Below are 286 nucleotides of genomic sequence, written 5' to 3'. Positions count from 1 at the left end.
AAAATGTTTGTACCAATTGTTGATGAAGAGGATTCTCCAAATCCAAATGTGCTGCCAACATATTGGCAAGTCCCCCCACCTCACGTCCACCCATGGCATTTGGTTGCCCCGTCATCGAAAATGGCGCTGCACCTAACTTTCCAATTTTTCCAGTCAACAGATGACAATTGATGATGCTATTGGCTTTGTCCACACCTCGAGAGGATTGATTAACGCCCATTGAAAAAAGCGTCATCACTTTTTCTGTGTGTGCAAATTTTTCAAAAAATAACTGTAATTTTTTTTG

Annotated in this window: 1 pseudogene; it reads right to left on the bottom strand. The window is 40.9% G+C overall.

Going from position 1 to position 286, the window contains the following annotated elements:
- A pseudogene (locus FLQ44_RS17795) lies at nt 1-286 on the bottom strand (molybdopterin-dependent oxidoreductase); the annotation flags it as partial.

This window comes from Vogesella mureinivorans (assembly GCF_007644035.1).
Classification (GTDB): Bacteria; Pseudomonadota; Gammaproteobacteria; order Burkholderiales; family Chromobacteriaceae; genus Vogesella; species Vogesella mureinivorans.
The sequence above is the reverse complement of the archived record's forward strand: the minus strand, read 5'-3'. Positions and strand labels throughout refer to the sequence as shown.